The sequence below is a fragment of the Streptomyces sp. NPDC050548 genome (assembly GCF_044457385.1).
Taxonomy (GTDB): Bacteria; Actinomycetota; Actinomycetes; order Streptomycetales; family Streptomycetaceae; genus Streptomyces.
Genome location: NZ_JBITGV010000012.1, coordinates 54,501 through 77,321 on the forward strand (window position 1 = coordinate 54,501; position 22,821 = coordinate 77,321).

Genomic DNA, 22,821 nt, shown 5'->3' on the forward strand with positions numbered 1-22,821 from the left:
TCACGGCCAAGAGGCAACGTCGCCCTTGGGAGGCCCCGTGTCCCGCACCGCCCTGCGTATCTGCCCCCTGTGCGAAGCCACCTGCGGGCTGACCCTCACCATCGAGGGCACCCGGGTGACCGGCGCCCGAGGCGACCGCGAGGACGTGTTCAGCCGGGGGTTCATCTGCCCCAAGGGCGCCTCCTTCGGCGCCGTCGACGGCGACCCCGACCGACTGCGCACCCCCCTCGTCCGCCGCGACGGCGAGCTGCGCGAGGCCACCTGGGCGGAGGCCTTCGACGCGGTCGCCGCCGGACTGCGCCCGGTCGTCGAGCGACACGGCCCGCACGCCGTCGGTGTCGTCCTCGGCAACCCCAACGTGCACACCATGGCCGGCGCCCTCTACCCCCAGGTCCTGCTCGGCGCCCTCGGCACCCGCAGCGTCTTCACCGCATCCACGGTCGACCAGATGCCCAAACACGTCTCCTGCGGCCTGCTCTACGGCGACGCCAACGCGATCCCGGTACCCGACCTCGACCACACCGACCATCTGCTCCTCATCGGCGCCAACCCCCTTGAATCCAACGGGAGTCTCTGCACCGCCGCCGACTTCCCCGGCAAGCTCAAGGCGCTCAAGGCCCGCGGCGGCACCCTCACCGTCATCGACCCGCGCCGCACCCGCACCGCCAAGCTCGCCGACCGGCACATCGCGGTCCGCCCCGGCACCGACGCCCTGCTGCTCGCGGCCATGACGTGCGTGCTCTTCGACGAACACCTCGTGGACCTGGGGGAGTTGGCCCCGCATGTGCAGGGTGTCGAGGAACTCCGCTCGGCCGTGAGGGACTTCACCCCCGAAGCGGTCAACGGCGCCTGCGATGTGACCGCCGACGAGATCCGCGCCCTCGCCCGCGAACTCGCCGCCGCCCCAACTGCCGCCGTCTACGGCCGTATCGGCAGCTGCACCGTCCCGCACGGCACCCTCGCCAGCTGGCTCGTCGACGTCCTCAACATCCTCACCGGCAACCTCGACCGGCCCGGCGGCGCCCTCTTCCCGCAGGCCGCCACCGACAAGACACCCCGGCCCGCCGGACCCGGCCGCGGCTTCGCGCTCGGCCGCTGGCACTCACGGGTGAGTCAATACCCGGAAGCGAAGGGCGAGTTGCCGCTCTCCGCGCTCGCCGAGGAGATCGACACCGCGACCGCCGAGGGCGAACCGATCCGCGCGCTGATCGCCGTAGCCTCCAATCCGGTGCTCTCCGCACCGGACGGCACCCGCCTCGACAAGGCCCTCGACTCGCTCGACTTCATGGTGAGCGTCGACCCCTATCTCAACGAGACCGCGCGTCACGCCGACGTCGTTCTTCCGCCGCCCCCGCCCTCCCAAAGCCCGCACCACGACTTCGCGTTCAACACCCTCGCCGTCCGCAACCAGGTCCGCTACTCCCGCCCCGCGATCCCGCTGGAGCCGGGCCGGATGGCCGAGACCGAGATCCTGGCCCGGCTGATCCTCGCCGCGACCGGCATGCACGGCGCCGACCCGGCCGCCGTCGACACGATGGTCATCGACCAGACCCTCGCCAAGGCCGTCACCGACCCCAACTCGCCCGTCCACGGCCGCGATCCGGGCGAGGTCACCACTCAACTCACCGGCGACACCGGCCCCGAGCGTCGGCTCGACATGATGCTGCGCCTGGGCCCCTACGGCGACGGCTTCGGCGTACGGCCGGACGGGCTGACCCTCCAGCAGCTGCTCGCGCACCCGCACGGCATCGATCTGGGCCCTTTGAAGTCGCGCCTGCCGCAGCCGCTGAAGACCCGGAGCGGCAAGGTCGAACTGCTGCCGCAGCCGATCGCCGACGACCTGCCCCGGCTCCGGCAGGCCATGAGCGAACGCGCGGACGGGCTGGTCCTCGTCGGCCGTCGGCATCTCCGCTCCAACAACAGCTGGATGCACAACGTCCCCGCCCTCACCGGCGGCACCAACCGCTGCACCCTGCACATCCACCCCGAGGACGCCGAGCGGCTCGGCGTGGTCGACGGAGCGCCGGTCCGGGTGAAGGGCGCCGGGGGAGAGGTGACCGCCCCCGCCGAGATCACGGACGGTCTGCGGCGCGGTGTGGTGAGCCTCCCGCACGGCTGGGGCCACGACCGTCCCGGGACCCGGCTCAACCACGCGTCCGCCGATCCGGGCGTCAACGTGAACCAGCTGCTCGACGGCAGTCTCCTCGACCCGCTGTCGGGCAACGCGGTGCTCAATGGAGTGCCCGTGGAGGTCGCCGCCCTCACCGCACCGCTGTGACCTGGAGTTTTGCGCTTATTGCTCGCGCGTCAACATCTTGTTAACGCCGCTTTGCGCGACCTAACGTCGTCGGACCGCCGCCCCTGGTGGGAGTTCAAAGGCGAACGTTAGGTGTTCCACTCATGCTGACCATCCTCGGCTTCACCATGATCGCGACCTTCCTGGTCCTGATCATGCTGAAGAAGATGTCGCCGATCGCGGCGCTCGTCCTGATACCCGCGCTGTTCTGTGTCTTCGTCGGAAAGGGCGGCAAGCTCGGCGACTACGTCATCGACGGCGTCACCAGCCTCGCGCCCACCGCGGCGATGCTCATGTTCGCGATCGTCTACTTCGGTGTGATGATCGACGTCGGTCTCTTCGACCCGATCGTGCGGGGGATCCTGAAGTTCTGCAAGGCCGATCCCCTGCGGATCGTGGTCGGCACCGCCGTCCTCGCCGCGATCGTCTCCCTGGACGGCGACGGCTCGACCACCTTCATGATCACCGTCTCGGCGATGTACCCGCTGTACAAACGCCTGAAGATGAGCCTGGTCGTGATGACCGGTGTCGCCGCGATGGCCAACGGCGTGATGAACACGCTCCCTTGGGGCGGCCCCACCGCCCGCGCCGCGACCGCCCTCAAGCTCAACGCCAGTGACATCTTCGTCCCGATGATCCCGGCGCTCGCCGTGGGCCTGCTGGGCGTCCTCGTCCTCGCGTACGTCCTCGGCCGCCGCGAACGCAAGCGGCTCGGCGTGCTGACGCTGGACGAGGTGCTGGTCGAGGAACCCGCCGAGTCGGAGACGGTCCTCGTGGGCGCCGGCACGGGCAAGGGCGCCAAGGGGTCCGGGGGTTCCGGCACCGGCGCGGACCTTCCGGAGGAGCCCGAGGACGACGGCTTCCAGGGCCTCGACCCCGACCGCCCGACCCTGCGCCCCAAGCTCTACTGGTTCAACGCACTGCTCACGGTCACCCTGCTCACCGCCATGATCATGGAGTGGCTGCCGATCCCGGTGCTGTTCCTGCTCGGTGCCGCGCTCGCCCTGACCGTCAACTTCCCGCACATGCCGGACCAGAAGGCCCGCCTCGGCGCCCACGCCGAGAACGTCCTCAACGTCTCCGGCATGGTCTTCGCCGCCGCCGTCTTCACCGGCGTCCTCCAGGGCACCGGCATGGTCGACCACATGGCGACCTGGCTCGTCGACAACATCCCCGACGGCATGGGCCCGCACATGGCCTTCGTCACCGGCGTGCTCAGCATCCCGCTCACGTACTTCATGTCGAACGACGGCTTCTACTTCGGCATCCTTCCGGTGCTCGCCGAGGCGGGCCAGGCACACGGCGTCTCCTCGCTGGAGATCGCCCGCGCCTCCCTGGTCGGCCAGCCCCTGCACATGTCGAGCCCGCTCGTGCCCGCCGTGTACGTCCTCGTCGGCATGGCCAAGGTGGAGTTCGGCGACCACACCCGCTTCGTGGTCAAGTGGGCGGCGCTGACATCGCTCGTCGTCCTCGGGGCAGGAATCCTGTTCGGCATCATCTGACCCACACGACAAGGGACTTCACCATGGCGCCCGGCAGGAACCGCGGCTGGCTGCTCCGCCTCGTCATCGCCTTCAGCTTCGCTCAGGCGGCCGTGTCGATGGCCCGCCCGGCGGTCTCCTACCGGGCCCTCGCCCTCGGCGCGGACGAGCGGGCGATCGGTGTCATCGCGGGGGTGTACGCGCTGCTTCCGCTGTTCGCCGCCGTACCGCTCGGCCGCCGCACCGACCACGGCCGCTGCGCACCCCTGCTGCCTGTCGGCGTCGTCCTGATCTCCGGGGGCTGTGCGCTGAGCGGACTCGCCAACTCCCTCTGGGCGATGGCGATGTGGAGCGGCGTGATGGGCCTGGGCCACCTCTGCTTCGTGATCGGCGCCCAGTCGCTGGTCGCCCGCCAGTCCGCACCGCACGAACAGGACCGCAACTTCGGCCACTTCACCATCGGCGCCTCCCTCGGCCAACTCGTCGGCCCCATCGCCGCGGGCGCCCTGATCGGCGGCTCCGACATGGCCGGCACCAGCGCCCTCGCTCTGCTCGTCGCGGGCGCGGGCGCCGCCGTGTCGTTCACGTCCCTGTGGCGCATCGAGGACCGTACGGCCGTCAAGTCCGGTACCCAGCAGGGCGATCGGGTGCCCATGCGGAGCATCCTGGGCGCCCGGGGTGTGCCCGCGGGCATCTTCGTCAGCCTCTCCGTGCTGTCCGCGACCGACATCCTCACCGCCTACCTTCCGGTGGTCGGCGAACACCGGGGCATCGCGCCCTCGGTGATCGGCGTACTGCTCAGCATCCGCGCGGCGGCCACCATCGCCTGCCGCCTCGTCCTCACCCCGCTCCTCCAACTCCTCGGCCGGGCCGCCCTGTTGACCGCGACCTGCCTCCTCGCGGGCGTCCTGTGCGCGGGCATCGCGCTACCGGTTCCGGTGTGGGCGATCGGCCTGATGCTCGCCGTGCTCGGCTTCTGTCTCGGCGTCGGCCAGCCGCTCTCCATGACGACGGTCGTCCAGGCCGCCCCCGACGGCGCCCGTTCCACCGCGCTCGCGCTGCGCCTCACCGGCAACCGGCTCGGCCAGGTCGCCGCGCCGGCCGGCGCGGGCCTCGTCGCCGGGGTCGCGGGCGTGGCGGCGCCGTTCGTGATGCTCGGCGCGCTGCTGGTGCTCTCGGCGGGGGCCGCGCTGCGGTCGCCGGGCGGTGCCGCCCGGGAGCGGACGGCACCCGGCGGTGCCCGGCGCGGGCGGCCGTCCTTGAGCCGGAAGGGCGATATCTAGCGATATCTGACGGCGCGTACGGCGCTGCGCACACATTCGGCGGGCCGGATGTGAAAGGGAATCAGGCTAAAGAGCAATTCGTACGATAATCGCCTGATTCGGAGGGCTGTTCATGCCGACCTCATTCCTGCCCCGTCGAGCCGCCGCCTGGACGGTTCTCGCCGCCGCGGCGATCGTCGTCTCCGGCGCGCCGGCCGCCGTCGCCGCCGGTGACAACGGAGACGTCAAGATCCACGAGGTGGGCACGCTCTTCGACGATCAGAGCAACGACCCGAAGGTCTGCGACTTCTACATCGACGCGTTCAACTTCGACACGGTTCAAGAGGTCACCTGGTCCATCGAGACGCAGCCGTCGGTCCTGGGCGGCGCGACCCGTACCGGCTCCATCACGCTCACCGGCGGCACCGGCCACACCATGCCCGTCGCGACGCTCCCGAACGGTCAGTACAAGCTGACCTGGAACTTCGTCGGCGAGAACGGCAAGGCCAAGCAGAAGGTCTTCAAGGTCAACTGCCCGACGCCACCGCCCGGCGGCGGTCCCGGCGGTGGCACCGGCGGTCCCGGCGGCGGACCGGGTGGTCCCAACGGCGGTCCGCCGGCCGGTGGCGGCGGCCTGGCCCGGGAAGCGGCCCTGACCCCGCTCGCGGGTGCCGCCGCGGTGGGCCTGACCGCGGTCGGCGGGGTGGTCTGGTTCCGGCTGCGCCGCCGTCCCCACGGTGCGTCCTGAGCGGAGGCGATGAACTCCAGCGCCGCCCCGCGCCCCACCGGGGTGCGGGGCGCTGACCCCGCCCGCCTGCGCCAGGCCTCGCCCCCGGCCGACCGCACGACACCGGACCGCACCGCTCCGCACGAGACACCCGGCCGCGCTGTTACAGGCGGGTCATCGGGCGGAACCGCTTCGCGCGGGGCGTCGGGTGGCGCCGCTCCGCGCGGGTCGTCGAGGCGCGCTATGACCGGTGGTGCGGTGGGTGGTACCCCCTTTCGTGAGTCGTCGGGCGGCGCCGCTCCCCGCGGGTCGTCGGGCGGTACCGTCCCGCTCGGGTCGTCGGGCCGCGCCGTCCCGCGTGGGACATCGAGCGGTACCGCCTACCGAGGGTTGTCGGGGCGCGCTATGACTGGTGGTGCGGTGGGTGGTACCGCCTTTCGTGAGTCGTCGGGCGGCGCCGCTCCCCGCGGGTCGTCGGGCGGTACCGTCCCGCTCGGGTCGTCGGGCCGCGCCGTCCCGCGTGGGACATCGAGCGGTACCGCCTACCGAGGGTTGTCGGGGCGCGCTATGACCGGTGGTGCGGTGGGTGGTACCCCCTTTCGTGAGTCGTCGGGCGCCGCTGCTCCCCGCGGGTCGTCGGGCGGTATCGCCTCGCTCGGGTCGTCGGGTCGCGCCGCCCCGCGTGGGACATCGAGCGGTACCGCCTACTACGGCTCATCGGGCCGCCCCGCCCCGCGCCAGACACCGGGCCGTTCCACCACCCGCGCGGTGCGTCGCCGTCGACCCTGGTATCGGACGCGTGCCTACCGGCTCGCGCGGACCGTCGTGCTGGCCGTCGTGGTGGTGGTCGGCGGCGCCCGGTGCGCCGGGGGCGCGGGCTCCGCCGGCCCGGCCCAGGCAGCGCCGTCGGTCACGGGCGCCTCCGGTCCGAACAGGGAGGCCGCGTCAGCCACGGACGCTTCCGGCCCCGCCCGGGAGGCCGCGTCACCCCCAGGCACCTCCGGTCCACCCGGCGTGGCTCCCTCGGCAGCACACGCCCGCACGGACGCGCGCGGCGGCCAACATCCGCCACCGGCGCACCCCGTGGCCCGCTCCGGCCGCCCGGCGCCCGCGCCGCGCCCCCTCCCGCGCTCTCCCGCGACCGGTCTCGTCATCCCCTACCTCAGCGTCGACGCCCCGGTCGTCCCGCTCCGGCTCGGCCGTGGACGGCACATGTCCGCGCCGCCGGACGACGACTCCAAGCGGGTCGGCTGGTACGCGGACGGGCCCGCCCCCGGCGAACAGGGCACCGCCGTCGCCGTCGGCCACCTCGACACCATGACCGGCCCCGCCGTCTTCGCGGGCCTCGGCGAACTCAAGCCCGGTCGCCTGATCGAGGTCCGCCGCGCCGACGGCCGGACCGCCGTGTACACGGTCGACGCGGTGAAGACGTACGAGAAGGCGCACTTCCCCGACCGGGAGGTCTACGGTGCCCGCGGCCGGCCCGAACTCCGCCTGATCACCTGCGGTGGCAGCTTCGACCACCGGACCGGCTACTCCGGCAACACCGTCGTGTTCGCCCACCTCACCGCGACCCGCGAACACGGCCGCACGCGCTGAACGCGATCGTCCGTTTTCTCACCACCCGGACCGACCCGCCCGATCCCGTCCGGTCTCTTCCCCCCGGCGCGCACAATCCGTTAGCTTCCGTGACTCACAAGCCTCGTACGACCCGTACGCGGTGATCCGATCGCGGAGCCCCCGGGGGCACTCGTCATGACACGCGCCATCTCCCTGCACGACGTGAGCAAGGCCTACCCGCGTGGCGCCCGCGTGGTGGACCGGCTGTCGCTGGACATCGCGCCGGGGGAGTTCCTCGTCCTGCTCGGGCCGTCAGGGTGCGGCAAGTCGACCGTGCTGCGCATGATCGCGGGCCTGGAGGAGATAACCGAGGGCGAGTTAAGACTCGACGGCGAGTACGCCAACGAACTCGCCCCCTCCGAACGGGACATGGCGATGGTCTTCCAGAACTTCGCCCTCTACCCGAGCATGACCAGCCGCGACAACATCGGCTTCCCGCTGCGCATCGAGGCCCCCGGCGCCGACCCGCGTCCGCGTGTGGACGCCACCGCCCGCATGCTCGGCATCGAGGAACTCCTCGACCGCTTCCCGAGCCAGCTCTCCGGCGGCGAACGCCAGCGCGTCGCCATGGGCCGGGCCATCGCCCGCCACCCCTCCGCGTTCCTGATGGACGAACCGCTGTCCAACCTCGACGCCAAACTCCGCAACCACCTGCGCGCCGAAATCTCCTCCCTCACCCGCGAGTTGGGCGTCACCACGGTCTACGTCACCCACGACCAGGCCGAGGCCATGTCGCTCGGCGACCGGGTCGCCGTCCTGCGCGGCGGAGTCCTCCAGCAGGTCGGCAGCCCCCGCTCGGTGTACGCGCTGCCCCGCAACGTCTTCGTCGCCGCCTTCATCGGCACCCCGCGCATCAACCTCCTGCGCGGCCTGGTCCGCGCCCCGTTGGACGGCGCGATGACCATCAGTCTCGGCAAGCAGTATCTGCGCCTGCCCGAACCCCTGTGCCTGGACCACCAGTTGCTCCGCGTCCAGCAGGGCCGCGAGGTCATCGTCGGCCTGCGCTCCGAGGCGATCCGTATCGCCAAGCCCGCCTCCGCCCGCCCCGGCGAGGTGGCGATCAGCGGCCTGGTCGAGCATGTGGAGTTCCAGGGCCACGAGGTCCTCGTCCACTTCAACACCGGCTCCCGGCCCGCCGTGGTACCGGAGTTGGAGGCCCCCCGCCCCACCCGCCCGGCCCGGCGCCGCCGACGCGAGGGTGGTGTCCTGGGCCGGCTGCGGGAACGCGCGGGCGTGCTGCGCGCAGGACCGGTCGTCGTACTCGACCACCCGGCGGACCCGGAACCCGACCTCATGCCGCCCGAGGGCCGCCTCCCCGGCGACCTCGTCGTCCGCACCACCCCCGACATCCAGCTCCGCCACGGCATGCAGGTCCCGCTGCTCGTCGACATCGCCCACCTGTTCGTCTTCGATCAGCACGGCGAACGGATCTCGCCCGCCCCGGCGCGGCTGCCCGACCTGGAGGAGTGACGACCGGTACGGACAGGCGCATGAACGTGTACCTCACCCGAAACCGGGCAGCCCTCGCACTCGCCGGCCTCCTCCGGGCCGCGGCAGCCCCGACCGGCCGTTCATGGCCTTCGTCGACAAGGAGGTCACGCCGGACTTCCCGGCCGGGCTCACCGTCCAGAGCGGGCGCGGGCGACCGGAAGATCGAGGAGATCCGGCGGGCGTACGAGAAGGCCTTTCGCGCAGGAGTCGGTGGGCCGGGTGGGCGACCGGACGCGGGCGGATTTCTGACCCGGCAACGCACCCATGACCGGGGGTCTCTGGCGCCGGAAAACTAACACCGCTAGTTTGTGAGGCGGACGACGCAGTCACGCCCGGGAGGCAGCACGATGAAGGCACACGACGGCATGTACATCGACGGCGCCTGGCGCTCCGCCGCGAGCGGGGAGAGCATCGACGTGGTGAACCCGGTCGACGAGCAGGTGATCGACCGCGTCCCGGCCGGCGGCGCCGAGGACGTCGACACCGCCGTACGGGCCGCGCGTGCCGCCCTCCCGGGCTGGGCCGCCACCCCGCCCGCCGAACGGGCCGCGCTCCTGGGGGCGTTGAGGGACGTGCTCGTCTCCCGCAAGGACGAGATCGCCGAGACGGTCACCGCCGAACTCGGCTCACCGCTCGCCTTCTCCCAGGCCGTCCACGCGAGCGTGCCGATCGCGGTCGCGGGCTCCTACGCCGAACTCGCCGCGACCCACGCCTTCGAGGAGAAGGTCGGCAACTCGACCGTCCACCAGGAGCCGATCGGCGTGGTCGGCGCGATCACCCCCTGGAACTACCCCCTCCACCAGATCGTCGCCAAGGTCGCCCCGGCCCTCGCGGCCGGCTGCACGGTGGTGTTGAAGCCCGCCGAAGACACCCCGCTCACCGCCCAGTTGTTCGCCGAAGCGGTCGGCGAGGCGGGCGTCCCGGCCGGTGTCTTCAACCTCGTCACCGGCCTCGGCCCGATCGCGGGACAGGCCCTCGCCGAGCACCCGGGCGTGGACCTGGTCTCCTTCACCGGCTCCACGGCGGTGGGCCGTCGGATCGCCGCCACGGCGGGCGCCGCGATCAAGAAGGTCGCCCTCGAACTCGGCGGCAAGTCCGCCAACGTCATCCTCCCGAGCGCCGACCTCGCCAAGGCCGTCAACGTCGGCGTCGCCAACGTGATGTCCAACTCCGGCCAGACCTGCAGCGCTTGGACCCGCATGCTGGTCCACCGCGACCAGTACGACGAGGCGGTACAACTGGCCGCGACGGCCGCCGCCAAGTACGGCGACCGCATCGGCCCGGTCGTGAACGCCAAGCAGCAGGCCAGAGTGCGGAGTTACATCGAGAAGGGGGTGGCAGAGGGCGCGCGGCTGGTGGCGGGCGGGCTGGAACACCCGTCCCCGCAGGGCTACTTCATCGCCCCGACCGTCTTCGCCGACGTGACCCCCGACATGACGATCGCCCAGGAGGAGATCTTCGGCCCGGTCCTCTCCATCCTCCGCTACGACGACGAGGACGACGCCGTGCGCATCGCCAACGGCACGGTGTACGGGCTGGCGGGTGCGGTGTGGGCCGGTGAGGAGGCGGAAGCGGTCGCGTTCGCGCGGAGGTTGGAGACCGGGCAGGTGGACATCAACGGCGGACGGTTCAACCCCCGTGCCCCGTTCGGGGGTTACAAGCAGTCGGGGGTGGGCCGGGAACTCGGCGCGCACGGGCTGTCCGAGTACCTCCAGACCAAGTCCCTTCAGTTCTGATCCCGTTGACCCTCTAGGAGGCCTCGCATGGTTCGCGCCGCCGTACTGCCCGCCGTGGGCGCTCCGCTGGAGATCGCCGAGATCGACCTCCCGAACCCCGGCCCCGGCCAGGTCCGTGTCCGCCTCGCGGCCGCCGGGGTCTGCCACTCCGACCTGTCCCTGACCAACGGCACCATGCGCGTGCCGGTCCCGGCGGTCCTCGGCCACGAGGGCGCGGGCACGGTGGTGGCCGTGGGCGAGGACGTCACCCACATCGCGCCCGGCGACCCCGTCGTCCTCAACTGGGCCCCGTCCTGCGGCACTTGCCACGCCTGCACGCTCGGCGAGGTCTGGCTCTGCGCCAACGCCCTCAACGGCGCCGCCGACGTCTACGCCCACCGCGCTTCGGACGGCAGTGACCTCCACCCCGGCCTGAACGTAGCCGCGTTCGCCGAGGAGACGGTCGTGCCCGCAGCGTGTGTCCTGCCCCTCCCGGACGGAATCCCGTTGACGGACGCGGCACTTCTGGGCTGCGCCGTCCTCACCGGCTACGGCGCCGTCCACCACTCGGCGCAGGTACGGGAGGGCGAGACGGTCGCGGTCTTCGGAGTCGGCGGAGTGGGTCTGTCGACCCTCCAGGCGGCCCGGATCGCGGGCGCCACGAAGATCGTCGCCGTCGATGTCTCCCCGGAGAAGGAGGAGTTGGCACGCGCGGCCGGCGCGACGGACTACGTGGTCGCCTCCGACAACACGGCCCGCGAGATCCGCGCCCTCACCGGAAAGCAGGGCGTCGACGTCGCCGTGGAGTGCGTCGGCCGCGCGGTCACCATCCGCACCGCCTGGGAGTCCACCCGCCGGGGTGGCCGCACCACGGTCGTCGGCATCGGCGGCAAGGACCAGCAGGTCACCTTCAACGCCCTCGAACTCTTCCACTGGGGACGGACGTTGAGCGGCTGCGTCTACGGCAACTCCGACCCGGCGAAGGACCTGCCGGTACTCGCCGAACACGTGCGGGCCGGACGCCTCGACCTGGGCGCACTGGTGACGGAACGGATCGAACTGGCCGGGATTCCGGCGGCGTTCGAGAACATGCTGGCGGGGAAGGGCGGCCGGGCGCTGGTGGTGTTCTGAACCGCCTTGCCTACGGGACCTGTTCGGGCTCCGGGTCAGGGGCGGTGGCCGTAGCCCGCTCCGCCTCTGCCTCCGCCTTCGCGCGTGGCCGGGACCGCGACACCGCCACACCCGCGAGACACAGCACCCCGCCCGCCAGCGTGAGCAGCCCCGGCACCTCGCCGAGCGCCAGCCACGACATCAGGACGACCAGTGCGGGTACGGCGTACGTCGTCGCGCCCATGCGGCTGGCGGTCGTACGGGCGAGGGCGTAGGCCCAGGTGGTGAAGGCGAGGGCAGTCGGGAAGACGCCCAGGTAGACCATGTTGAGCGTGGCGGAGACGGGCGCGTCGGCAGCCTGCTCGACGAGCTGTCCCGCGAACGGCAGGCACAGCACCGCCCCGATGAGGCATCCGAACGTCGTCACCTGGAGCGCGCTGGCGCGGCCGAGGGCCGGCTTCTGGGCGACGACCCCGCCGGCGTAGGCGACCGCCGCGAGCAGACACAGCACCACGCCGAGCACGGACGATCCGCCCTCACCCGACATCGACAGCCCCACCGTCACGGCACCCGCGAACGACACCGCCATCCCCGCGAGCAGTCGCGGCGGCATCGCGTCACCGAGCAGCCGCGAGCCGAGCAGGGCGATGAGGATCGGCCCGATGTTCACGACCAGCGCGGCGGTACCGGCGTCGACCTGCTGCTCGCCCCAGTTCAGGACGACCATGTAGAAGCCGAACCACAGCGCGCCCGAGATCGCGATCCCCCGCCACGCGGACCGCGGCGGCAGCCCTTCCCGCCGTAGGAGACAGAACACCCCCAGAGTCAGCGCTCCGCTCGCGAGCCGGCCGAGCGCCAGCGCGCCCGGTGAGTAGGCGGCTCCGGCGCTTCGGATGGACACGAACGCGGAGGCCCACAGCACGACGGTGACGACAGCGGCTGCGGCTGCGGTCGCTTCGGCGGGGCGGAGGGGTTTCTTCATGGCCCGAGGCTAGGCGGGGCAGGGCGGCGATGCTAGCGGAAATCGGACGTGAGGCTCGGGGGGCGGGTTCGATGCCTGTGAGGTCGGATTTATTGCCTGTGAGGCTTGACGTCGACTCGGTCGGAGGGGCAGAGTCCGGCACAAGTGCCGACAGGTGAGGACGGTCAGATGAGCCACCACCCCGTACCGAAGCGTGTGCATCGCCTGTGGTCGACCGAGCACGAACCCGTGCTGGAGGTCGAGGACGGCGACACCGTGTCGTTCGACCTCACCGAGGCGACGGACGGCCAGTTCGACCCGACGTCGACCGTCGACGCGGTCGCGGGCTTCGACTGGGACCGGGTCTATCCGCTGGCCGGACCCATCGTGGTCAAGGACGCCGAACCGGGCGACGTACTGGAGGTGGAGTTCCTCGAACTGCGCTCGGTGGACTGGGGCTGGACGGCCGTACTCCCCGGACTCGGCCTGCTCAGCGAGGACTTCCCCGACGCGCATCTGCACCTGTGGGACCTGGGCGGCGGCGACACGGCCAACTTTCTCGACGTGGCGGACATCCCAATCCGCCCCTTCTGCGGAGTGGTTGGGGTCTGCCCGGACACGGCCGAGCCCCAAAGTGTGCTCCCGCCGGGCCACTTCGGCGGCAACGTGGACTGCAAGGACCTGGTCGTCGGCACCAGGCTCTACCTCCTGGTCCAGGTGCCCGGCGCCCGCCTCAGCCTCGGCGATCCCCACGCTGCCCAGGGTGACGGCGAGTTGTGCGTCAGTGCGATCGAGGCGTCCCTGTCGGGCGCGGCCCGCATCCGTCTGCACAAGGGCCGCCGCATCGCGGCTCCCCAGTTCGAAACGGCGGGCCCGCTCCGCACTGGCTCCGACCGTGCCGGCCACTACGCCACGATGGGTGTGGCGCCGGATCTCATGAAGGCGGCCCAGGACGCGACCCGCGCAATGATCGACCACCTCGGCACCCGCTACGGCCTCGCCCCGATCGACGCGTACGTCCTGTGCAGCGTGGCCGTGGACCTGAGGATCACAGAGGTAGTGGACGCCCCGAACTGGGTGGTCTCGGCGTACCTGCCGAAGGCTTACTTGCGCACCTCTTGAGTCACGGCGGCTGCACGCCCCCTAGGGGCGCGGGGCTGTATCGATCTGCGGCTCCGCCGCGTGGGCGAGCCCTGACCTAACGAACAGCCACTTGCTCAAACTGCCCCGCCAACCCATCCAGCAACGCAGCCAACCCCACCTCGAAAGCCCGCTCGTCGACCTTCTCCTGCTGCTCGGCAAGAAGATGCGCCTGCCCAAGATGCGGATAGTCGGCCGGATCGTACGCACTCGCGTCGCCCACGAACCCCCCGGCGAACGACCCCAACGCCGACCCCATGATGAAGTACCGCATCAACGCCCCGATCGACGTGGCCTGCGCCGGCGGCCACCCCGCCCCCACCATCCCCCCGTACACCGCGTCGGCGAGCCGCAGCCCCGCCGGCCGCCGCCCCGGCCCGGTCGCCAGCACCGGCACGATGTTCGGGTGGTCCCGCAGCGCGGACCGATAGGACACGGCCCAGTCGCGCAGCGCGGTACGCCAGTCGCGGCCGTCCTCGAACATCGACAGATCGACCTGCGCGCTCACCGAGTCCGCGACCGCCTCAAGGATCTGGTCCTTCGTGCGGAAGTGGTTGTACAGAGACGGCCCGCTCACCCCCAGCTCGGCGGCGAGCCGACGCGTGGAGACGGCCGCCAGCCCTTCCGAGTCCACCAGCATGCGAGCCGTCTCGACGATCCGGTCGGTACTGAGGAGGGGCTTGCGCGGTCGGGCCATGGCGCACATAGTAGGGCTGCGGGAGTCAAACTAGCAGTGCTAATTTAAATGTGCAGCAGTCAATGTGCAGCAGTCGGTGTACGGCCTTCCACTTGGGGTGACGCGCGATGGACCTGGGACTGAGCGAGGAGCAGGGAGCCGTACGGCAGCTCGCCAAGGACTTCGTGGACCGCGAGATCGCCCCGCACGTCATCGCCTGGGACCGCGCCGAGGAGGTCGACCGGTCGATCGTGAAGAAGCTCGGCGGGGTCGGTTTCCTGGGGCTGACCATCGACGAGGAGTACGGCGGCTCGGGCGGCGACCACCTCGCGTACTGCCTGGTCACCGAGGAACTCGGCCGCGGCGACTCCTCCGTGCGCGGCATCGTCTCCGTGTCGCTGGGGCTCGTCGCCAAGTCGATCGCGGCCTGGGGGAGCGAGGAGCAGAAGCGGCGCTGGCTGCCGGGGCTCACCTCCGGCGAGTACGTCGGCTGCTTCGGTCTCACCGAGCCCGGTACGGGATCGGACGCCGGGAACCTGACCACCCGGGCGGTCCGCGACGGTGACGACTATGTCGTCAACGGCACCAAGATGTTCATCACGAACGGCAGTTGGGCCGATGTCGTGCTGCTCTTCGCGCGCTCGACCGACGCCCCGGGACACAAGGGAGTCTCCGCCTTCCTCGTGCCCACCGACACTCCCGGCCTGACCCGCCGCACCATCCACGGCAAGCTCGGCCTGCGCGGCCAGGCGACGGCCGAACTGGTCCTCGAAGACGTCCGCGTGCCCGCCTCCGCCATGCTCGCCCCCGAGGGCAAGGGCTTCTCCGTCGCCATGTCGGCGCTGGCCAAGGGGCGGATGTCGGTCGCGGCGGGCTGCGTCGGCATCGCCCAGGCCGCGCTGGACGTGGCCGTGCGCTACGCCGGTGAGCGCGAGCAGTTCGGCAAGCCCATCGCCCACCACCAGCTCGTCCAGGAACTCATCAGCGACATCGCCGTCGACGTGGACGCGGCCCGGCTGCTGACCTGGCGGGTCGCCGACCTCATAGACCGCGGCCTGCCCTTCGCCACCGAGTCCTCCAAGGCCAAGCTCTTCGCCTCGGAGGCGGCCGTCCGCGCCGCGAACAACGCGCTCCAGGTCTTCGGCGGTTACGGCTACATCGACGAGTACCCGGCCGGGAAGCTGCTGCGCGACGCCCGCGTGATGACCCTCTACGAGGGCACCAGCCAGATCCAGAAACTGCTCATCGGGCGTGCGCTGACGGGTGTTTCGGCTTTCTGAGTACGGGAGTTGAGTATCCGTACGGATGCCGGGGCGGCCGTAGGAGCGGACGCTTGTCCCCATGAGCGAAGCATCGGGCAAACCGCAGAACACGGCCGCCTTCTACGGCCAGGCCGTCGCGTCCTTCTCCGTCGCCATCGCGGCGACCGCCATCGGCATCTTCAAGCTGCAGGCCGACGCCTGGGTGCGGGCCTTCCTCGCGATCGCCGTCCTGTATCTGGTCACCTCCTCCTTCACCCTCGCCAAGGTGATCCGGGACCGGCAGGAGGGGGCGCGCGGCACCTACAACCCGTTCGAAAAGCTCTGAGCGGGGAGACTAAGCGCTCGCTCAGGTTCGGCGGTATGGTGGAACCCTTGTCATCGAGAGGTATCGAGAGGGGTTCACGAGCGATGAGTACGGCGGAGGAGACGACCGCGGGCGACCCGCAGGCCTGGGCAGAGGTCACGCCCGACGCGGCCCGGCGGCTGCTGGTCGCCGCCGTGGAGGCCTTCGCCGAGCGCGGCTACCACGCGACGACCACCCGGGACATCGCCGGCCGCGCCGGGATGAGCCCGGCGGCGCTCTACATCCACTACAAGACCAAGGAAGAGTTGCTCCACCGGATCAGCAGGATCGGCCACGAGAAGGCCCTCGACATCCTGCGGACGGCGGCGGGGCGCGAGGGCAGCGCCGCCGAGCGGCTCGCGGACGCGGTGAGTTCCTTCGTGCGCTGGCACGCGGGCGGTCGTACGACGGCGCGGGTCGTGCAGTACGAACTCGACTCGCTCGGGCCGGACGCCCGCAACGAGATCCTCGCGCTGCGCCGCCAGGTCGACGCCGAGGTGCGCGGGATCGTCGAGGACGGGGTCGCGGACGGCTCCTTCGACGTGCCGGACGTGAAGGGCACGACCCTCGCGATCCTGTCGCTGTGCATCGACGTGGCGCGCTGGTTCAGCCTCGACGGACCCCGCACGCCCGACGAGGTCGGCGCGCTGTACGCCGACCTCGTGCTGCGGATGGTGGGGGCCAAGTAGCCGCGGCTGCCCGGGGGTTGGCGGCTCAGAGGTAGTAGCGCGACACCGACTCGGCGACGCACACCGGCTTGTCGCCGCCCTCGCGCTCCACGGTGAAGGCCACGGTCACCTGGACGCCGCCCGGGACGTCGTCGACGCCGGTGATCGTCGCGGTGGCGCGCAGCCGGGAGCCGACCGGGACCGGGGCGGGGAAACGGACCTTGTTCGTCCCGTAGTTGACGCCCATCTTCACGTCCTCGACCTTGATCAGCTGCGGTCCGAAGAGGGGGAGCAGCGACAGGGTGAGGTAGCCGTGCGCGATGGTCGTCCTGAAGGGGCCGGCCGCCGCTTTCTCCGGGTCCACGTGGATCCACTGGTGGTCGCCCGTCGCGTCCGCGAACAGGTCGATCCGCTTCTGGTCCACCTCCACCCAGTCGGTGTACCCCAACTGCTCGCCGATCGCCGCCCGCAGGTCGTCGACGGAGGTGAAGATCCTCGGCTCTGCCATGTCCCGGCCTCTCACGTCATCCAGCTCGTGTGTGTTGCCATGCCTAAGCAACTGCTTAGCATGGTCGCATGCCGGGCCGCTGTCAACGGAACACCTGTGCCGGTGGATGGGTAGGGTTCGAGGGGTGCCCCAGATTCCCGAGAAGATCCACGAGCTGACCGTCGGTCAACTCGCCGCGCGCAGCGGTGCCGCCGTCTCCGCCCTGCACTTCTACGAGGCCAAGGGTCTGATCAGCAGCCGCCGCACCACGGGCAACCAGCGCCGGTACACCCGTGACACCCTGCGCCGGGTCGCCTTCGTGCGGGCCGCCCAGCGCGTCGGCATCCCGCTGGCCACCATCCGCGAGGCGCTCGCCGAACTCCCCGAGGAGCGCACCCCGACCCGCGAGGACTGGGCCCACCTCTCCGAGGCCTGGCGCTCCGAACTCGACGAACGCATCAAGCAGCTCAACCGCCTCCGCGACCACCTCACCGACTGCATCGCCTGCGGCTGCCTCTCCCTGGCGACCTGCGTCCTGTCCAACCCGGACGACGTGATCGGCGAACGGGGCGCGGGTTCCCGCCTGATGCCGGAACCGGGCACACGCAGGCCTCGGGGCCGGACGACGGGACCCGGCCCCGAGAAGCGCGACTGACCGACGCGACGCGCGTGCCGACCCGCGCACGGCAACGAACGGTGCGCGCGCCGGGCGTCACGCGGACCGCGCCGAGGGGTCCGTGCACTAGCTGTCACAGGCACCGCGCCGAGGGTTTCGCGCGTCGGCCGACACGCGTACCCCGCCGGGGGCTGCGCCCGGGCGTCACTCGTACTCTGTGCCGCCCTTTCGTGTCAGGTACGCCGGACTTACCGCCTTGGCGATTGCCCGGCCGCCGGTCACCGGGCTGTAGCGCTCCATGGTGGGGCGGATCACGACGCCCTCCCGTAGGTGCAGTTCCCGGCCGGACACGGTCTCCCGGCCGCTCGCGATCTTCAGCACCTGGCCGATGTCGTACGGTCCCTCGTGCAGTCGTGGCACCAACGGCAGTTCCCCGTCGAGTAGTTCGGCCGTGTTCAGCCAGCGCACCGTCCCGTCGATCTCGGCGGAGACGTCGAACACGGCGTACCCGAGCGTGGCGCGTCGGCCGTCGGCGCCGTAGGTGAGGTCCTGTACGCCCGCGCCGTAGACCTCGCCGAAGATTCCGATCCGGCGGGCGCCGAGTCGTTCGGCGAGGCGGGCGGCGGCCTCGGGGACGCTGTGGCCGAGGACCGCCCGCCAGTACAGATTGCGTGGATCCTCCTTCAGGGCAAGGGACTTGGCGCCGAAGCCCTTCGAGGAGACCTGGACGCGGCCGTCCTCGGCGAAGTAGGTGAGCAGGCAGGCCGAGCCGTGCAGTTTCTCGGTCAGGACCACAGTCTCGCCCGGTTCGAATATCCCGGGAAACCGCTGGATGTTCTCGATGTCCACCCAGGGCAGCAGATCGGGGGCGGACTCGACCTCCCCGGACATGGTGGGCGGGATCGGCGGTACCCACTTGGTGATGCCGAGCAGTTCCGCGAAGTCGGTGCCGTCCAGGGCGGCCCGGGCCAGATCCACGTCCGCGAGCACCGTGGGCCGGCACACGATGCCCTGCGACAGCTCACCGCGCAGGCGTACCGCCTTGACCCGGTCGGCGTTGCTTCCCGCGAGGCGTCCGGTCAGCCCCAACTCCTCGATCAGCGCGGCCGGGAGCACGGACTGCTCGGGGATGTAGACGGCGGTGTCGCCGGTGCGGTATGCGCCCTTGGCGACGACGGCCCGGTACAAACCGACCTGGGCCAGTTCGAGGGCGTCGGCGTTCGGGTGTTCGTGGACGGTCAGCACTTCGGCGGTGACGCGCAGCGTCGACATCGGGACTCCTCGGGGTTCCTCAGCTGTGTTTCATCACTCCCAACTGTCCTCAATGCGAAACGGGTTGAGCGAGGGGAATATCGGCTGCTACGGCCGGCGCCGAACCAACGCCTCGGTGACCAACTGGGCGTTGGACAGGGCCCGTTCGCCGTCCGGCAGGAACAGGGTGTCCTCCAGGCCGATCCGGGTCGCGAGTCCCAGTCGTCCCGCGAGCCGGAGCACGGGCCAGGCGCCGCCCTCCTCGCCGTGCAGCAGAACCGGGCGGCCGTGGTCGGTGTCCAGCTCGGCGAGGAGGGCGTGCGCGGACGCTTCCGCCGTGTCCGCGTCCGGGTCGGTCACCTCCGCTAGGACCCGCAGCACCTTCGAGCGGAGCGGTGAGGCGGCGAAGCGGGCGGCGCCGTCCGTGCCGGACCAGATGCCCGCCTCCACGCCGACGCCCCGGTCCAGCAGTGCCGCCGCGACCTCCTCGGCGCCCGGCTCGTGCCAGTTGACCGAGGCGTGGTCGGGCAGCACGGTCCAGCCGCGCACCCGCTCCAGCCGGGCGGCGGGGTCCGGTTCGGCCCAGGCGCCGGTGGTCACCCCGACCGGCACGGTCACCCGCGCCCGTATCGCGTCCAGCGTCACCGCGAGGACACGCGGCGACAACGTGTCGTCCCCGCAAGGGGACTTGGGGTGGAGGTGGATGTCCGTGGCCCCCGCCGCGACGGCCTCCACCGCGGCGTCGGCCAACGCCCCGGGCGAGACCGGCACCATCCAGCCGTCGGCGGCCCCTCGGGCCCCGTTGAGACAGACCTGCACCATGCCTCGATGGTGCCACCCACCACTGACAACGCCCGCTCGTCAGCCAAGGAGCCCGTCCCGCCTCACCCCCTCACCCCCACACCCACCGGATCCCCACCCGGCAGGGTCCGACCCCCAACGCCACCGCGTGCACCGACCCGGACGCGTCGACTCGTAGCCGTTGCTCCCTGGGTCGCGCGGCGCCGGCGTGGGAGTCCAGTCCGTTCGTGCGGAACGAGTAACACGCGCGCGGGAGTGCCCCCTTCGCGAATCGGACCTCCAGGAGGTGTTCGCGCATCGGCACGTGAATCGTCGTCTCGGCGCGCAGGGAGTACGGGGGCGGGTCCCGGTGCTCCACCGTGTAGTCGACGATCACGGTCTCGCCGCGGGCCAGCGGGCGGTCGAAGAGCAGCTCCGCGGCCACCAGCCCCTCGGCCGGCAGTTCGACGACGGTGCCCAGCCGGGCCGGGGCCGCCAGGCGGAACAGCGGCAACGGTCCGGGCGCGTCCAGGCGGTACAGGGCGATCCAGCGATCCGCGCCGTCCGCCTCGGCGCGCAGCAGCCGACGGCTGGTCATGGAGCGGACGCTGCGGTCGGCGGCCACGTCGACCCGGTTGTGGCAGCTGAGCCGGGTCAGGCTGTCGTCCCAGCGGGTGTCGAGCGCGGCAAGGGTGGCGGTGAGGTCGCGGTGGTCCGACCAGACCCGGGCCAGATCCGGGTGGTCGCCGACCGGTGGCAGCCAGCGGCCCCGGGGCCGGGGCGGGCCGAGCAGTCCGGTGAGCGCGCCGGGCGGCAGCCGCAGGACGTCCTCCAGTACGGTCAGCGCCGCCAACGACCGCTGGCGTTCGGGCTGGTAGCGCCCGGACTGCCAGGAGCTGAGCGTCGCCGACGCCACCGGCGTACCGCGGCGCAGCAGCCGGTCCTGGATGCGGTCCAGGCTCAGCCCGCTGGCCGCGATGGCCGCGCGCAGGGCCTCGTGGAACGGCGTCGCCCCGGTGACAGGCGTCGCGTACTCCGGTCTGGAAGTCACGTACTCCAGCTCAAGTCAGGGCTGTCGTGGGGCGGAAGACCGTTGCCCTGAAGTTTGGTCAGTCTTTCCCCTCGATTGATCAATTTTGAATGAACCTGTCAGATTTCTCAGTTGTTGCGCCGTCAATTCCCTCAAGACTGAAGGGGCTTGACCGTCTTGCCATGCCCATGAAGCCTCGCGGAAGCTGCTGTTCACTGCCGTCACGGCAGCCCCCCACCCCTCGAATGACGGAGAGTCATGTCCCCGAGATCTTCCGCCGGGTTCGTTCTCGTCACCGCCGCAGCCCTCACCGCCGCCCTGGCCACGCCTTCGCTGGCCGCCTCGAACACCCCCGCCCAGCTCACCCAGTCCATAGCGAGCCACGAGAGCCACACCCTGCGCGGGCTCGCACAGCCCGGCAAGGTCAACGCCACCGTCTCGTCGACCAACTGGTCCGGCTACGCGGCCGTCGGCTCGACCGGCGCCTACACGTCGGTGACCTCGTCCTGGACCCAGCCGAGCGTCACCTGCGGCTCGGCCACCACGTACTCGTCGTTCTGGGTCGGCCTCGACGGCTACAGCAACTCCGCGCTGGAGCAGACCGGTACGGAAGCCGACTGCATCGGCGGCAAGGCCACCTACGGCGCCTGGTGGGAGGTGCTGCCCGCCTCCGAGAGCGCGTACTCCGGTGTCACCGTCAAGGGCGGCGACAAGTTCACCGCGACCGTGACCTACACCGGCTCCACCTTCACCATGACCCTCGCCGACTCCACCGAGGGCTGGACCAAGACCACCACGCACGCGGGCTCGTCGGGCTTCAAGAACGCCTCCGCCGAGGTCATCGCCGAGGCCCCCGAGGTCGGCGGCTCGGTCGCGAGCCTCGCCGACTTCGGCACCGTGACCTTCACCGGCGCCAAGGCCGACGGCAGCAACCTGGACACCTACTCGCCGAACGAGATCGTCATGACGAAGAGCAGCAGCTCCGCCGTGCGGGCGCAGCCGGGCTCGATCTCCGGCGGAAGTTTCGCCGACGTCTGGAAGGCCAGCTGACGCCTGCCGACACCTGCGGCGCACCACTTGGGGGCTGTCGACGGATCGCCGTCGGCAGCCTCGGCCGTTGCGGGAGCAAGGGCAAACCTGCTGGGTCAAAAGGGGGTGCGGCATCCCCGGCGCACCCCTGGCGCCCTTCTTCGTTCGCCCCGGTTCAGGCCGACATGAGCAGCCGTCCGCGCCTGGCGTAGGCCAGGGCCTCGGGCGTGAGCACCGGACGCGGCACGACGATGCCGCAGTCCGTGCAGACCGGGCCCGAGGAGGGTTCGTGGGCCAGGTCGTACTTCCACAGGAGGCGCTCCCCGGCGCACACCGGGCACACGGAACCCGGTTCGCGCTCCAGGGCGGCGATCAGCCGTCGCAGCACCTCGGCCAGTGGTTCATGGGGGTGGAGACGGGGGTCGTCGCACCAGGCGACACCGAAGCCGCCCCAGGTCAGCCGGTGCCAGTCGTCCACCGTGCCCGGGCGGCGGAGCCCGTCGTGCTTCTCCTTCTTGCGGCGTTCGGCGAACCCGACCTCATAGGCGAGCCAGACCTTGCGCGCTTCCTCCAGCTCGTCCAGTGCGGCCACGAGCCGCGCCGGGTCGGGGGAGCGGTCCTCGGGTCCGAACCCGGCCCGGGAGCTCAAGTGGTCCCAGGTCGCCCTGTGCCCATAAGGGGCGAACCGCTCAAGGCACTTGCGCAGCGAGTAGCGCCGCAGCGCCAGATCGCACCGAGGGTCTCGCACCTGTCTCGCCAGACTCCGGAAACCGGCCATCGCCCTGCACCTCCGTCACACCTGCACCTGTACTTCGGTCACCTCGGCGTCGTCGTACGGACGTCGCCGAATAGACGTATCGACAAGCGATTTGGCTC

Annotated in this window: 22 protein-coding genes; 15 read left to right on the forward strand and 7 right to left on the reverse strand. The window is 71.3% G+C overall.

What is annotated here, in order from left to right; translation table 11 throughout:
* Positions 1–37: 37 nt before the first annotated feature.
* The 9 genes from ACIBJH_RS29780 to ACIBJH_RS29820 all read left to right on the forward strand — a co-directional run bounded on the left by ACIBJH_RS29780 (position 38) and on the right by ACIBJH_RS29820 (position 11,723).
* Positions 38–2,278, forward strand: coding sequence for a molybdopterin oxidoreductase family protein (locus ACIBJH_RS29780; protein ID WP_399119959.1), 2,241 nt, complete (start codon positions 38–40; stop codon positions 2,276–2,278).
* Positions 2,279–2,400: 122 nt separating this feature from the next.
* Complete coding sequence (locus ACIBJH_RS29785; protein ID WP_399119960.1) at positions 2,401–3,798, forward strand: CitMHS family transporter; 1,398 nt, start codon at positions 2,401–2,403, stop codon at positions 3,796–3,798.
* A gap of 23 nt (positions 3,799–3,821) precedes the next feature.
* On the forward strand, positions 3,822–5,060 hold the full coding sequence (locus tag ACIBJH_RS29790; protein WP_399119961.1) for an MFS transporter: 1,239 nt from the start codon (positions 3,822–3,824) through the stop codon (positions 5,058–5,060).
* A gap of 112 nt (positions 5,061–5,172) precedes the next feature.
* Entirely contained in the window at positions 5,173–5,787 is a 615-nt protein-coding gene (locus tag ACIBJH_RS29795) for a hypothetical protein (RefSeq protein ID WP_399119962.1), read from the forward strand.
* Positions 5,788–6,534: 747 nt separating this feature from the next.
* Positions 6,535–7,365: a class F sortase gene (locus ACIBJH_RS29800; RefSeq protein ID WP_399119963.1), complete on the forward strand. Its 831-nt coding sequence runs from the start codon at positions 6,535–6,537 to the stop codon at positions 7,363–7,365.
* A 156-nt stretch (positions 7,366–7,521) separates the two neighbouring features.
* Positions 7,522–8,856 carry an ABC transporter ATP-binding protein gene (locus tag ACIBJH_RS29805; protein ID WP_399119964.1) on the forward strand — a complete coding sequence of 445 codons (1,335 nt, stop codon included), beginning with the start codon at positions 7,522–7,524 and terminating at the stop codon, positions 8,854–8,856.
* Positions 8,857–8,959: 103 nt separating this feature from the next.
* Positions 8,960–9,145: a DUF3574 domain-containing protein gene (locus ACIBJH_RS29810; RefSeq protein WP_399119965.1), complete on the forward strand. Its 186-nt coding sequence runs from the start codon at positions 8,960–8,962 to the stop codon at positions 9,143–9,145.
* A 79-nt stretch (positions 9,146–9,224) separates the two neighbouring features.
* Positions 9,225–10,613, forward strand: coding sequence for an aldehyde dehydrogenase family protein (locus ACIBJH_RS29815; RefSeq protein ID WP_399119966.1), 1,389 nt, complete (start codon positions 9,225–9,227; stop codon positions 10,611–10,613).
* 27 nt (positions 10,614–10,640) lie between these two features.
* Positions 10,641–11,723: a Zn-dependent alcohol dehydrogenase gene (locus ACIBJH_RS29820; protein WP_399119967.1), complete on the forward strand. Its 1,083-nt coding sequence runs from the start codon at positions 10,641–10,643 to the stop codon at positions 11,721–11,723.
* Positions 11,724–11,733: 10 nt separating this feature from the next.
* Here ACIBJH_RS29820 and ACIBJH_RS29825 read toward each other — a convergent pair whose 3' ends face one another.
* A complete protein-coding gene (locus ACIBJH_RS29825; protein ID WP_399119968.1) occupies positions 11,734–12,684 on the reverse strand; it encodes a DMT family transporter in 951 nt (316 codons plus the stop codon).
* 168 nt (positions 12,685–12,852) lie between these two features.
* Between ACIBJH_RS29825 and ACIBJH_RS29830 the strand changes: the two genes are divergently transcribed.
* On the forward strand, positions 12,853–13,785 hold the full coding sequence (locus ACIBJH_RS29830; RefSeq protein WP_399119969.1) for an acetamidase/formamidase family protein: 933 nt from the start codon (positions 12,853–12,855) through the stop codon (positions 13,783–13,785).
* A gap of 76 nt (positions 13,786–13,861) precedes the next feature.
* Here ACIBJH_RS29830 and ACIBJH_RS29835 read toward each other — a convergent pair whose 3' ends face one another.
* Positions 13,862–14,500, reverse strand: a complete 639-nt coding sequence (locus tag ACIBJH_RS29835) for a TetR/AcrR family transcriptional regulator (protein WP_399119970.1) — start codon at positions 14,498–14,500, stop codon at positions 13,862–13,864.
* A 107-nt stretch (positions 14,501–14,607) separates the two neighbouring features.
* On the opposite strand from ACIBJH_RS29835, the gene ACIBJH_RS29840 reads away from it, so the two are divergent.
* The 3 genes from ACIBJH_RS29840 (at position 14,608) to ACIBJH_RS29850 (ending at position 16,773) form a co-directional block, all read left to right on the forward strand.
* Positions 14,608–15,759 (forward strand): acyl-CoA dehydrogenase family protein, encoded by a 1,152-nt coding sequence (locus ACIBJH_RS29840; RefSeq protein ID WP_399119971.1) that lies wholly within the window; start codon positions 14,608–14,610, stop codon positions 15,757–15,759.
* A gap of 61 nt (positions 15,760–15,820) precedes the next feature.
* On the forward strand, positions 15,821–16,066 hold the full coding sequence (locus ACIBJH_RS29845; RefSeq protein WP_019066249.1) for a YiaA/YiaB family inner membrane protein: 246 nt from the start codon (positions 15,821–15,823) through the stop codon (positions 16,064–16,066).
* Between the two features lie 83 nt (positions 16,067–16,149).
* Positions 16,150–16,773 (forward strand): TetR/AcrR family transcriptional regulator, encoded by a 624-nt coding sequence (locus ACIBJH_RS29850; protein WP_399119972.1) that lies wholly within the window; start codon positions 16,150–16,152, stop codon positions 16,771–16,773.
* A 25-nt stretch (positions 16,774–16,798) separates the two neighbouring features.
* Here ACIBJH_RS29850 and ACIBJH_RS29855 read toward each other — a convergent pair whose 3' ends face one another.
* Positions 16,799–17,260: a MaoC family dehydratase gene (locus ACIBJH_RS29855; RefSeq protein WP_399119973.1), complete on the reverse strand. Its 462-nt coding sequence runs from the start codon at positions 17,258–17,260 to the stop codon at positions 16,799–16,801.
* Positions 17,261–17,384: 124 nt separating this feature from the next.
* Between ACIBJH_RS29855 and soxR the strand changes: the two genes are divergently transcribed.
* Positions 17,385–17,894, forward strand: a complete 510-nt coding sequence (gene soxR, locus ACIBJH_RS29860; RefSeq protein ID WP_399119974.1) for a redox-sensitive transcriptional activator SoxR — start codon at positions 17,385–17,387, stop codon at positions 17,892–17,894.
* 165 nt (positions 17,895–18,059) lie between these two features.
* Here the strand turns inward: soxR and ACIBJH_RS29865 are convergent, their stop codons facing one another.
* From ACIBJH_RS29865 to ACIBJH_RS29875, 3 genes are all read right to left on the reverse strand, one after another.
* A complete protein-coding gene (locus ACIBJH_RS29865) occupies positions 18,060–19,127 on the reverse strand; it encodes an RNA ligase (ATP) (RefSeq protein ID WP_399119975.1) in 1,068 nt (355 codons plus the stop codon).
* 87 nt (positions 19,128–19,214) lie between these two features.
* Positions 19,215–19,928, reverse strand: a complete 714-nt coding sequence (locus ACIBJH_RS29870) for a 3-keto-5-aminohexanoate cleavage protein (RefSeq protein WP_399119976.1) — start codon at positions 19,926–19,928, stop codon at positions 19,215–19,217.
* 70 nt (positions 19,929–19,998) lie between these two features.
* Positions 19,999–20,937, reverse strand: a complete 939-nt coding sequence (locus ACIBJH_RS29875; protein ID WP_399119977.1) for a hypothetical protein — start codon at positions 20,935–20,937, stop codon at positions 19,999–20,001.
* Positions 20,938–21,174: 237 nt separating this feature from the next.
* Here ACIBJH_RS29875 and ACIBJH_RS29880 point away from each other — a divergent pair, with 237 nt between their 5' ends.
* On the forward strand, positions 21,175–21,966 hold the full coding sequence (locus ACIBJH_RS29880) for a G1 family glutamic endopeptidase (protein WP_399119978.1): 792 nt from the start codon (positions 21,175–21,177) through the stop codon (positions 21,964–21,966).
* A gap of 154 nt (positions 21,967–22,120) precedes the next feature.
* Here ACIBJH_RS29880 and ACIBJH_RS29885 read toward each other — a convergent pair whose 3' ends face one another.
* Positions 22,121–22,723, reverse strand: a complete 603-nt coding sequence (locus tag ACIBJH_RS29885) for a hypothetical protein (RefSeq protein ID WP_020684195.1) — start codon at positions 22,721–22,723, stop codon at positions 22,121–22,123.
* Positions 22,724–22,821 lie beyond the last annotated feature (98 nt).

What these genes read in the sequence shown, in the direction of transcription:
- ACIBJH_RS29785 (WP_399119960.1), top strand. Translation starts at nt 2,401, where the DNA reads ATGCTGACCATCCTCGGCTTCACCATGATCGCGACCTTCCTGGTCCTG.
- ACIBJH_RS29790 (WP_399119961.1), top strand. Translation starts at nt 3,822, where the DNA reads ATGGCGCCCGGCAGGAACCGCGGCTGGCTGCTCCGCCTCGTCATCGCC.
- ACIBJH_RS29795 (WP_399119962.1), top strand. Translation starts at nt 5,173, where the DNA reads ATGCCGACCTCATTCCTGCCCCGTCGAGCCGCCGCCTGGACGGTTCTC.
- ACIBJH_RS29805 (WP_399119964.1), top strand. Translation starts at nt 7,522, where the DNA reads ATGACACGCGCCATCTCCCTGCACGACGTGAGCAAGGCCTACCCGCGT.
- ACIBJH_RS29810 (WP_399119965.1), top strand. Translation starts at nt 8,960, where the DNA reads ATGGCCTTCGTCGACAAGGAGGTCACGCCGGACTTCCCGGCCGGGCTC.
- ACIBJH_RS29815 (WP_399119966.1), top strand. Translation starts at nt 9,225, where the DNA reads ATGAAGGCACACGACGGCATGTACATCGACGGCGCCTGGCGCTCCGCC.
- ACIBJH_RS29820 (WP_399119967.1), top strand. Translation starts at nt 10,641, where the DNA reads ATGGTTCGCGCCGCCGTACTGCCCGCCGTGGGCGCTCCGCTGGAGATC.
- ACIBJH_RS29825 (WP_399119968.1), bottom strand. Translation starts at nt 12,684, where the DNA reads ATGAAGAAACCCCTCCGCCCCGCCGAAGCGACCGCAGCCGCAGCCGCT.
- ACIBJH_RS29830 (WP_399119969.1), top strand. Translation starts at nt 12,853, where the DNA reads ATGAGCCACCACCCCGTACCGAAGCGTGTGCATCGCCTGTGGTCGACC.
- ACIBJH_RS29835 (WP_399119970.1), bottom strand. Translation starts at nt 14,500, where the DNA reads ATGGCCCGACCGCGCAAGCCCCTCCTCAGTACCGACCGGATCGTCGAG.
- ACIBJH_RS29840 (WP_399119971.1), top strand. Translation starts at nt 14,608, where the DNA reads ATGGACCTGGGACTGAGCGAGGAGCAGGGAGCCGTACGGCAGCTCGCC.
- ACIBJH_RS29845 (WP_019066249.1), top strand. Translation starts at nt 15,821, where the DNA reads ATGAGCGAAGCATCGGGCAAACCGCAGAACACGGCCGCCTTCTACGGC.
- ACIBJH_RS29850 (WP_399119972.1), top strand. Translation starts at nt 16,150, where the DNA reads ATGAGTACGGCGGAGGAGACGACCGCGGGCGACCCGCAGGCCTGGGCA.
- ACIBJH_RS29855 (WP_399119973.1), bottom strand. Translation starts at nt 17,260, where the DNA reads ATGGCAGAGCCGAGGATCTTCACCTCCGTCGACGACCTGCGGGCGGCG.
- ACIBJH_RS29865 (WP_399119975.1), bottom strand. Translation starts at nt 19,127, where the DNA reads ATGTCGACGCTGCGCGTCACCGCCGAAGTGCTGACCGTCCACGAACAC.
- ACIBJH_RS29870 (WP_399119976.1), bottom strand. Translation starts at nt 19,928, where the DNA reads ATGGTGCAGGTCTGTCTCAACGGGGCCCGAGGGGCCGCCGACGGCTGG.
- ACIBJH_RS29880 (WP_399119978.1), top strand. Translation starts at nt 21,175, where the DNA reads ATGTCCCCGAGATCTTCCGCCGGGTTCGTTCTCGTCACCGCCGCAGCC.
- ACIBJH_RS29885 (WP_020684195.1), bottom strand. Translation starts at nt 22,723, where the DNA reads ATGGCCGGTTTCCGGAGTCTGGCGAGACAGGTGCGAGACCCTCGGTGC.